At 73.0% G+C, this 8,088-nt stretch carries 14 protein-coding genes; 4 read left to right on the forward strand and 10 right to left on the reverse strand.

Annotated features, from left to right (window positions below; all coding sequences use genetic code 11):
• Together ME121_RS31975 and ME121_RS31980 are read left to right on the forward strand one after the other, a co-directional pair.
• Positions 1-735: autotransporter outer membrane beta-barrel domain-containing protein (locus ME121_RS31975; RefSeq protein WP_491892938.1), on the forward strand; the 735-nt coding region annotated here is incomplete at its 5' end.
• A gap of 48 nt (positions 736-783) precedes the next feature.
• A complete protein-coding gene (locus ME121_RS31980; RefSeq protein WP_029361270.1) occupies positions 784-981 on the forward strand; it encodes a hypothetical protein in 198 nt (65 codons plus the stop codon).
• Between the two features lie 155 nt (positions 982-1,136).
• Here ME121_RS31980 and ME121_RS31985 read toward each other — a convergent pair whose 3' ends face one another.
• From ME121_RS31985 to ME121_RS32000, 4 genes are all read right to left on the reverse strand, one after another.
• The gene (locus ME121_RS31985; RefSeq protein WP_012321155.1) at positions 1,137-1,502 is read right to left on the reverse strand and encodes a response regulator; all 366 of its coding nucleotides are present in this window, start codon (positions 1,500-1,502) and stop codon (positions 1,137-1,139) included.
• Positions 1,499-2,989, reverse strand: a complete 1,491-nt coding sequence (locus ME121_RS31990; RefSeq protein WP_024828894.1) for a sensor histidine kinase — start codon at positions 2,987-2,989, stop codon at positions 1,499-1,501. The genes ME121_RS31985 and ME121_RS31990 overlap by 4 nt, the downstream gene beginning before the upstream one ends.
• Before the next feature lie 322 nt (positions 2,990-3,311).
• On the reverse strand, positions 3,312-3,686 hold the full coding sequence (locus ME121_RS31995) for a YciE/YciF ferroxidase family protein (RefSeq protein ID WP_245337922.1): 375 nt from the start codon (positions 3,684-3,686) through the stop codon (positions 3,312-3,314).
• Positions 3,687-3,879: 193 nt separating this feature from the next.
• Entirely contained in the window at positions 3,880-4,410 is a 531-nt protein-coding gene (locus ME121_RS32000) for a DUF3016 domain-containing protein (protein ID WP_024828892.1), read from the reverse strand.
• Positions 4,411-4,615: 205 nt separating this feature from the next.
• Here ME121_RS32000 and ME121_RS34750 point away from each other — a divergent pair, with 205 nt between their 5' ends.
• The gene (locus tag ME121_RS34750; protein WP_012321159.1) at positions 4,616-4,744 is read left to right on the forward strand and encodes a hypothetical protein; all 129 of its coding nucleotides are present in this window, start codon (positions 4,616-4,618) and stop codon (positions 4,742-4,744) included.
• Positions 4,745-4,753: 9 nt separating this feature from the next.
• Here the strand turns inward: ME121_RS34750 and ME121_RS32005 are convergent, their stop codons facing one another.
• Entirely contained in the window at positions 4,754-5,032 is a 279-nt protein-coding gene (locus ME121_RS32005) for a hypothetical protein (RefSeq protein ID WP_012321160.1), read from the reverse strand.
• A 29-nt stretch (positions 5,033-5,061) separates the two neighbouring features.
• A complete protein-coding gene (locus tag ME121_RS32010) occupies positions 5,062-5,310 on the reverse strand; it encodes a DUF6894 family protein (protein WP_012321161.1) in 249 nt (82 codons plus the stop codon).
• 176 nt (positions 5,311-5,486) lie between these two features.
• On the opposite strand from ME121_RS32010, the gene ME121_RS32015 reads away from it, so the two are divergent.
• The gene (locus ME121_RS32015; RefSeq protein WP_308631011.1) at positions 5,487-5,690 is read left to right on the forward strand and encodes a hypothetical protein; all 204 of its coding nucleotides are present in this window, start codon (positions 5,487-5,489) and stop codon (positions 5,688-5,690) included.
• A gap of 85 nt (positions 5,691-5,775) precedes the next feature.
• Here ME121_RS32015 and ME121_RS32020 read toward each other — a convergent pair whose 3' ends face one another.
• From ME121_RS32020 to ME121_RS32030, 4 genes are all read right to left on the reverse strand, one after another.
• Entirely contained in the window at positions 5,776-6,231 is a 456-nt protein-coding gene (locus tag ME121_RS32020) for a Ros/MucR family transcriptional regulator (RefSeq protein ID WP_012321163.1), read from the reverse strand.
• Positions 6,232-6,547: 316 nt separating this feature from the next.
• The gene (locus ME121_RS32025) at positions 6,548-6,772 is read right to left on the reverse strand and encodes a hypothetical protein (RefSeq protein WP_012321165.1); all 225 of its coding nucleotides are present in this window, start codon (positions 6,770-6,772) and stop codon (positions 6,548-6,550) included.
• A gap of 209 nt (positions 6,773-6,981) precedes the next feature.
• Positions 6,982-7,131, reverse strand: coding sequence for a hypothetical protein (locus tag ME121_RS34755; RefSeq protein ID WP_012321166.1), 150 nt, complete (start codon positions 7,129-7,131; stop codon positions 6,982-6,984).
• A gap of 116 nt (positions 7,132-7,247) precedes the next feature.
• Positions 7,248-7,742 (reverse strand): GAF domain-containing protein, encoded by a 495-nt coding sequence (locus ME121_RS32030; protein WP_059410273.1) that lies wholly within the window; start codon positions 7,740-7,742, stop codon positions 7,248-7,250.
• Positions 7,743-8,088 lie beyond the last annotated feature (346 nt).

The raw sequence follows: 8,088 nt of genomic DNA on the forward strand, positions 1-8,088 counted from the left end.
GACCGTCAGGTCGGGGCGGACACGCAGGTGGGCGCGGCGTTCAGCTACCTGCGCGAGGGCGGCACGTCGCGGGGCGCGGGGCTGGGCCGGTTCACCACCGACAGCTACGGCGGCACGCTGTACGCCAGCACGCGGCTCGGCGCCGTGGTGCTGCGCGGCACGGCGGGGGTGTCGTACGCCGACGGCCGGGTCGACCGGACGGTGGCGCTGGGCACGGCGGTGTCGCAGGCGAGCGGGCTGTCGTCGGGCTGGAACGGCGGGGTGTCGGGCTTTGCCGGCTACACGCTGGCGGTGGGCCTGCCCGTCGACCTCGTCCCGGAGGTGGGCTTCAGCTACGATCGGCTGACGCGGGGCCGGGTGTCCGAGCGGGGCGGTCTGGTCAACCAGGGCTTCGGCGGCCAGGGGTTCGCGGTGGCCGACCTCGACGCGGCGCGCAGCCTGGTCGGCGGGCGCGTGACGAGCTGGGCGTTCGCGGGCGTCCCGGACCTGCGGCTGGAGGGCCGGGCGTACTGGGCGCACGAGCTGGCCGACACGGCGGCGCTGGTCCGGTCGAACCTGTTCGGGGCGGGGTTCCTGAGCCGGACGAGCGCGCTGGGGCGGGACGGCGCGGTCCTCGGGGTGAGCCTGACGGGCGCGGTCGCCGAGGGCGTGCAGCTGTCGGTGGGCTACACGGGCGACGTCCGCCCGGGCGCCACCGCCCAGGTGTTCACCGCCGGCCTCCAGGCCGCGTGGTGAGGAACGGCGCCGCCCATCCCCGGCCGGTGCCGGGCTCCGGAGGCTGGCATGGGCGGGAAAGACGGCCGGGATGAGCCGCCGATCGAGGCCGAGCCGGCGTCCCGCCGGCCCGGCCTCTTCCGACGGTTGCTCGACGGTCTCGAAGCCGTCGAGCTGCTGGTCCAGGCCGGCCGGCTGCTCTGGTGGCTCCTGCGGGGCCTGTGGCTGCTCGCCGGCGCGATCGTGCGCCTCTTCGGGGATCGCTGACGGCCGCCACCCCGCCCGTGACGTCACCGCGGGATCGGGGTCAGCGCCCCCGCGATCCGCACGGGCGGCAGCGCGGGACGATGTGCCTGCGACGATGTTTCACGGGAAACATCCGGCGCGTCGCCGACCGCACGCCGCCGGCGGGACCGGTCATCTCAGCCGAACAGGGCGCGCGCGACGATCTGCGGGTCGATCGGCTTCTGGCAGAGGGCCACGGCGCCGTGGAGCGACGGTACGGCGACCGGGTCGTAGCCGGTCGCGAACAGGAAGGGCACGCCGCGCGCGCGCAGCGCGTCGGCCACGGGGTAGACGAGCTCGTCCTGCAGGTTGATGTCCAGGACCGCGGCGTCGATCTCGGACGTGCCGGCGATCAGCGCCAGCGCCTCGTCGACGCTGGCGACAGGGCCCAGGACCTGGGCGCCGCCCTCCTCGAAGCCGGACTTGAGATCGACGGCGATGAAGTAATCGTCCTCGACCAGCAGGACCCGCCTGCCGGCCAGCGCGCGTGGTTTCGGAGTCATGCGGGGCTGCCTGTGGCTTCTCCCTCGGGGAGCGGGATGTTGATCGAGCAATGTAGCGCCGTTGCGCCGAGTTCGTAGCTGGTCGTCGCCTTCAGGGCGTAGGGCAGGGCGTGCTCGATCAGCTCCCGCCCGTAGCCGCCGCGCGGCACCGCGTCCGCCAGCTCCGGTCCGCGGACGAGGCCTTCCTCCACCCATTCCACCAGCAGCCGGCCGCCGCCATCGTCCGCCCTGTAGGTCCGCCACGTCACGCTCAGGCGCCCGTGCGCGGTGGTGAGCGCGCCGTATTTCAGCGCGTTGGTGGCGAGCTCGTGCAGGGCCAGCGCGAAGGTCTGCACCGTCGCCTTGCGCAGCCGCACCACCGGCCCGTGGAGCCGGATGCGCGCCTGCATGGCCGGAGCATCGAGGGCGGCGAGTTCCGTCTCGATCAGGGAGCGGAGCGTGATCGGCTCCTGGTCGGAGCGCGAGAGGAGGCCCTGAACCCGGGACAGGGCGGACAGGCGGTCGTTGAACCGCTGCCGGAACGTCTCGCCGGGCCCGGTCTGGGCCATCGTCTGCTTGGCGATGGAGCGCACGACGCCGAGCAGGTTGCGGGTCCGGTGCTGCAATTCGGCGACCATGACCTGCTGCCGCTCCTGAAGCTGGCGCAGATCGTCGATGTCGGTCGAGGTGCCGAGCCACTCGACGATCCGGCCCTGCGCGTCGCGGACCGGCGCGGCCCGGGTCTGGAACCAGCAGAAGCGGTCCTCGGCCGCGTTGCGGAGCCGGTGCTCGAAGGAGAGGTGGCCGCTCACCGGCGCCTCGCGCCACGCGGCCTCGGCGACCGCCTCATCGCCCGGATGGACCGCCTCCAGCCAGCCCCAGCCGAGGCTCGTCGCGTCGGTCTGCCCGGTATAGGCCTGCCATTGCGGGCTCGACCAGATGCAGGCTCCGTCGATCGCGGCGCGCCAGACGAGTTGCGGAATGCCCTGGGCGAGGGTGCGGAACAGCTCCTCGCTCGCGCGCAGGCGGCGCTCGGCCAGCACGCGCTCGGTGCTCTCGACCACGATGGCGATGACGCCGGCGGGGCGCCCGTCCTCGCCGAAGACCGGCGAATAGTCGAGATTCATCCAGACCCGCTCGGGCCGGCCGTAGCGGTGCAGGGTGAGTTCCTGGTCCTTGTACGACAGCGTCCCGCCGGCCAGGCCGACGCGCATGACGTTGTCGTTGAAGTCGGCGACCTCCGGCCAGCCCTCGCGCACCTTGGAGCCGAGGAGCGCGGGATGGCGCCCGCCCGCGAAGCTCGAATAGGCATCGTTGTAGATCATGATGCCGTCCTCGCCCCAGAGCAGCACGATCGGCACCGGCGATTGCAGCAGCGTGCTGACCGCGAAGACTAGGCTCCGCGGCCAGCCGGCGATGGGACCGAGCGGCGTCTCCGCCCAGTCGTAGGTCCGGACGAGGTCGGCGAGTTCGCTGCAGCCGGCCGAGAAGATGCAGGCCTCGCTCATGCGGTGACCGACTCGTGAGGCTCCAGCTCGGGCGAGCGCAGCGCGGATGGCGGAAGCCCGTTCCGCGACCGGCCGGGTGGGCCGTCCCGGCGGGCGGGTCACGCCCAGGCTACTACACCGCCCCCGTGCCTGATAGGGGACCGGTCGGTGCCGACCCGGCCCGCCGGGTTCGGATGATCGAATCCCGCGCCCCGCAGCCTCGTCAGGCCGCGGCGCGCTCCACCGCCTCGGCGAGCTGGCTCGCGGCCGCGTCGCCCTCGCAGATCTCGTCCACCGCCTGCTTCAGCTTGGACGCGTCGTCGGTGCGGCCGAGGGCCTTGGCTTAGGCGGCCGCCGAGCCGAAGCCGGCGAGGCCGTAATGCGACATGCGCTGATACTGCGCGATGATCGCCACGTCGCGCAGACGGGAGTCGGGCGAGGCCGCCTTGATCCCGTGCTTCAGCGCCTCGGCGACGAGGCCCTCCATGCCCTTGCAGGGCTCCGGTCGGGGCTCGCCGCCATTGGCCCGGATCAGGCTCTTCAGCACGTCGGTGTGCTTCCGGATCCCGTCCACGGAGCGGTCGAGCATCCGCTTCAGGTTGGCGTCGCTGACCTGGCCGCCGAGTTCCTGCACGGCCCGGACCATCTGGTCGTTCGCCGACCAGAGATCCTGCATCTCGTCGAGATAGACCTCTTTCAGGCTGTCGGGTCCCGACATCGTCGCCTCCTGTGTCCGCGATGCCCGGCGAACCCGGGGGGCCGGGCGCTGTTCCGGGCCGCCGGACCGATCCGGCCCGGGCGCCGCCATGGACGGCCGCGGCCCCGCCGGGCTCCTCCGGCCGCGGACCGGTGCCAGCCCGGTGCCGGTCCGGCCCCCTCACCGAGGATGTCGTCGGGCCGGCCGAGGGCCTCTAGCCGCGGCCCGCGGGCTCCGGAAAGCGCCGGGCGAACCAGTCGCGCAGGATCTGCCGTTCGTAGTAGAGGCCGCCGGTGGAGAAGCGCGGGTTGGACGTCAGCAGGAAGTTGATGTCCGTCACCGTGTCCTCGCCCTGCGCGACGACGCGACCGCCGCGACGCAGGCTGTAGGCGAGGCGGATCCGCGGCGGCGTGGCGTCCGTCACGACCCGCAGGCCGGTCGGGGTCGCGAAGCCGGGCCGGTCGAAGCCGGCGAGGTCGACGTCGAGCACGGTGATGTCGAGGCGCTCATCCGGGCGGAGCCGCGCCGCGCCGAGATCCGTGAAGATCCGGGTCAACTCGGCCAGCGTGACCCGGAGCGGCTGCCCGGAGCCGAAGCGGTTCTCGGCATCGGTGAACCGGTCCGGCGCGGCGTAGCGCACGTTCACCTGTCCCCGTGCCTGAACCGGGGCCGCGGACGGCCCGGTCACCGACAGCAGGGTCGCGACCGCGAGCGTGGCCAATCCTGCGGCGAGACGCGTGCGCATACCGAACTCCTCTCCGCCCGATGCGGGCCCGCCCCCGGCAGGCCTGCCGGATGGAACCGCCCGAACGGAGCCCGGTATCCCGGGCCCCGCGCGCATGGACGGCTGCGACTGAATGGCTCCCGCGCGTTCATAGTCTCGCCGTGTTCCGGGCGCCTCGTAGCGTTCCCGGCCCGAGGGGCGAGCCGGTCATGGGAGTCCGACGCGCATGATGAACTCTGTTCTCGCGCTTCTCACCGTCGTGGCGGTGCTGGTGGTCACGGCGCTGTTCAAGCTGCCGCTCCTGCCGTTCCGCCTGATCGGCCGCCTTCTGCGGAGCCGCCCGGCGACGGCCTGACCGCGCCGCTCAGGCCGCCGCGTCGATGACGAACTCCATCCCGCGACCCGGTCCCTGATCGGAATAGTCGACGAGCGTCAGGCCGCGCTCGGCCAGGGTCGCCTCCACGGTGTCCCGCTCCCGGCGCACCATCTGACCCACCGCCAGCGGGGTCAGCCGGGGACTGGCGCGCCGCAAGCGGTCGACGCCAATATGGGCCGGCAGGCCCGCCTCCTCGGCGATCCGGGCCAGGGCGAGCCCCAGATCGCGCGCCTTGGTCTCGGCGGCGGATTTCGGCTTGAACGCCATCTGCTTCTCCTACTGCGCGGCCGCCGGTCTCAGGCGGCACGCCTGTCGACGCTCACGTCCGGGAAGGCCCGGATCCAGACCCGGCGCCCCTTGGCGTCGTAGACCTCGACCTGCCAGCCCGACCAGTCGAACCGTTCCACGACCCGCTCCATCAGCGCGAGCGCGACCCGTTCGGCGTGGGCGCGCACCTGCGCCGCGTTGGGAAACCGGCTGCCGCGCAGGTCGGTCACCAGCTCGTGGCCGTCCGTGCAGTGGAAACGGTAAAGCCGCGTCGGCATTGCGCTTCTCTCGATCAATCCACAGCACTCCACCGCGATCCGGGAACAGGGCGCATCGGCGATTGAACCCGCCGCATCGATGCGCTTTGTTCGTGATATGTTCTATACGGATTCGAGCGGCGATGCACCCTGACCCCGACGCGGCCCCTGCGGAGATTCGTCTCAGGGAGGCCGAGATGATCGCCGTCGCCTATCGTCGGGCGGCGCGGGGCGACGCGTGGACCGCCCTCGTCGCCGCCATCGCGGACGCGCTGGTCGATCTCGAGGCGCTGGAGCGGCGCCTCGCCCGGCAGGGGGGTCTGGTATCCCTGGGCTACGCCCGCGGCCGCACCGAGACGAGCGGAGGTCCGGGGCGGCGCCACGGAGGCCCGGGGGATTGAGCGCTCACCGGCGCTCACCGGCGCCCGCGCGGCGGTCCGCGCCGGCGGCGGTGTCGCCGCCGGGCGGCGACAGGCCTGTCGGGGATCAGCGGTCCGAGCCGCCGCGCCGCGCCATGGCGCCGGGCTGGCCCAGGCCGATCGCCTTGGCGAGGGCGGAGCGCTGCTCGGCGTAGCCGGGGGCGACCATCGGATAGTCGGTCGGCAGGCCGTAGCTGTCGCGGTAGCTGCGCGGGTCCAGGCCGTGGCTGGCCAGATGGCGCTTCAGCGTCTTGTAGAGCTTGCCGTCGATGAAGCTGACGATCCCGTCGTGCCGGACCGACTTGCGGATCTGGGTCGCGCTCGGCTTCTCGACCTCGACCTGCGGAGCCGCGCCGGCCGCCGTCGGCGTCCCGGCGACGAGCCCGCTGATCGCGCCGTGCACCCGCACGATCAGCGCCGGCAGTTCCGCGGCCGGCACCGGATTGTTCGACACGTAGGCGGCGACAAGCTCGGCGGTCATCGCGGCCAAGGTGTTGGAAGTCTCATCGAAGGTCTCATTCATGATCGGACTTTCAGCAAGCGATTTACGTTCCTACGGTTTGGGCGCGGCAAGGGTTTAAACAGCGTAAATATAGAACGAAGACTCGACGAATATCTCGAGATTTTCCCGCGCCGCGCGGACGCCGCCGGGCGCGCGATCCGTCGCCCCGCCGCGTGGATCGCGGAGGATCTCGGCGCCCCGGTCGCGGGCGATCCGGATGCCGGCGCGACAGCCCCGGGCCATGCCGGCGAGCGCCGCCGGGCGTCCGCGGACGCCTCCGACGAGCGGCGCGTCCCGGCAGCGAACGCGATGGGCAGGTAGAGGGAATTCGAGCGCCTCAGCCGGCCCCGTATCCGCCCTTCCGGTTATCCGGCTGCGGCGCGGGCGGCCGGGTGTCGTAGCCGCCGCTCTCCGGCGCCGCGTCGGGTCCGGGATCCACGGGTCCCGGCGCGTGCGGACCGCTGCCGCCGGCGGCCGGGTCGGGCCGCTTCTCCGGGGCTAGCGGCCGGCCCGGCGGGACCGTTCCCAGGGCTTCGCGCGCGGCGTCGACATCCTGTCCCATCGGTCCCTCCCGACCGGCCTCGCGGCCCCTCGTGTAGGGAAGGCGGGTGGCCACCGCATGTTCCCCGGAGGACCGCCGCGCCGCCGGGCGCCGGGACCGCGGTGCGGGCCGACCCCGTCCGTCCCGGAGGATGCGGGCGCCTCCGGACCGACGGACCCCGGCGGGTCCCCGGTCAGGCGCGGCGTGCCGGGCGCCGGATCACCGCGGCCTCATTTCCGCTCGCCGGTGGGATTGGGCGTCGCCGAGGTGTCCGGCGCGACCGCCGGATTGACGGGCGTGACCTTCGACCACGTGGCCGCGATCGCCACGATGGCGAGCAGCAGGACGACGAAGATGCCGATGAGGGTGAGGCGCTTCATGTGGCGGGTCTGGGTCTTCCGTGCGGGGCCTGGAGGCGGGGAACGGCCGGGACGGCCGATCGATCCCGCCGCGGGCCGGATCCCGGCGCCGTCGCCGGGCCGCGCGGCCCCGACCGCTACGACCCCGCCGGACGCATTCGCGCCAGGGCAGCCGCCGCGTGCCGGGCCACCGCCTCGAGCCGGCGGACCGTCGCGTCGTCCGGGATGACCGAGGCGCACCAGTAGGCGCCGAGCGCGGCGACGGGCTCGGGCGAGCCGATCGGCACCATCACGAGGCTGCGCATCGAGGTCAGGCGGTAGAGGGCGATAGGCACCCGGGGATCGGACTCGATGTCCGGGATCACGAGGGTGGCGTCGTCCAGCATCGCGTGCCCCGAGATGCACGACGTCAGCGGGAACCTGCGGCCGCGCCACAGCGGCTCGATGGCGTCCTCGGCGGCGTAGAAGGAGGCGTCGCCCTCGCGCAGCACCACCGCGATCCCGTCGGATCCGGCGATCGCCCGTGCCGTCTCGCGAAGGATCGCGACCATCTCCCCCAGAGAGCAGGCGGTCGCCAGACGGCGACAGGCCAGAGCCAGACCCGAGGCAGGATCCAGGAAGCGTTCATCCATGGCGGACGCGGCGCGCGCACTCCGATCCAGCGAGCAACAGGGCGTGTGGGGCCGCCGCGCGACGTCGCCGTCACCCGAAATCAACCGGCGCTCGAGCCTGGCCAGCGCCGACACCGTGGGCAACAACCTGGATCAAGCGGTCCGCCGATGGCGAGCGGCCACGCGGAGATTGCAGGTCACCGCGCGGAGATGAGCGGAGCCGGCCACCGCATATTGGCCGCCGCGGCGAGACGCCGTGACAGAAGTCTCGAAATAGTTCCGCACCATTGGATCACGAGGCCGCGATGATGTGCTCCAGCGCACCTTCCGGCCCACCGGCTCGGGACCCCCGCCGGCGCTGTTGCAA

It is taken from the genome of Methylobacterium sp. ME121 (assembly GCF_000974725.1).
GTDB classification, from domain to species: domain Bacteria; phylum Pseudomonadota; class Alphaproteobacteria; order Rhizobiales; family Beijerinckiaceae; genus Methylobacterium; species Methylobacterium radiotolerans.

What these genes read in the sequence shown, in the direction of transcription:
- ME121_RS31980 (WP_029361270.1), top strand. Translation starts at nt 784, where the DNA reads ATGGGCGGGAAAGACGGCCGGGATGAGCCGCCGATCGAGGCCGAGCCG.
- ME121_RS32005 (WP_012321160.1), bottom strand. Translation starts at nt 5,032, where the DNA reads ATGGCGTTCAAGCCGAAATCCGCCGCCGAGACCAAGGCGCGCGATCTG.
- ME121_RS31985 (WP_012321155.1), bottom strand. Translation starts at nt 1,502, where the DNA reads ATGACTCCGAAACCACGCGCGCTGGCCGGCAGGCGGGTCCTGCTGGTC.
- ME121_RS32000 (WP_024828892.1), bottom strand. Translation starts at nt 4,410, where the DNA reads ATGCGCACGCGTCTCGCCGCAGGATTGGCCACGCTCGCGGTCGCGACC.
- ME121_RS31990 (WP_024828894.1), bottom strand. Translation starts at nt 2,989, where the DNA reads ATGAGCGAGGCCTGCATCTTCTCGGCCGGCTGCAGCGAACTCGCCGAC.
- ME121_RS32015 (WP_308631011.1), top strand. Translation starts at nt 5,487, where the DNA reads ATGATCGCCGTCGCCTATCGTCGGGCGGCGCGGGGCGACGCGTGGACC.
- ME121_RS32020 (WP_012321163.1), bottom strand. Translation starts at nt 6,231, where the DNA reads ATGAATGAGACCTTCGATGAGACTTCCAACACCTTGGCCGCGATGACC.
- ME121_RS32010 (WP_012321161.1), bottom strand. Translation starts at nt 5,310, where the DNA reads ATGCCGACGCGGCTTTACCGTTTCCACTGCACGGACGGCCACGAGCTG.
- ME121_RS32030 (WP_059410273.1), bottom strand. Translation starts at nt 7,742, where the DNA reads ATGGATGAACGCTTCCTGGATCCTGCCTCGGGTCTGGCTCTGGCCTGT.
- ME121_RS34755 (WP_012321166.1), bottom strand. Translation starts at nt 7,131, where the DNA reads ATGAAGCGCCTCACCCTCATCGGCATCTTCGTCGTCCTGCTGCTCGCC.
- ME121_RS32025 (WP_012321165.1), bottom strand. Translation starts at nt 6,772, where the DNA reads ATGGGACAGGATGTCGACGCCGCGCGCGAAGCCCTGGGAACGGTCCCG.
- ME121_RS34750 (WP_012321159.1), top strand. Translation starts at nt 4,616, where the DNA reads ATGATGAACTCTGTTCTCGCGCTTCTCACCGTCGTGGCGGTGCTGGTG.
- ME121_RS31995 (WP_245337922.1), bottom strand. Translation starts at nt 3,686, where the DNA reads ATGTCGGGACCCGACAGCCTGAAAGAGGTCTATCTCGACGAGATGCAG.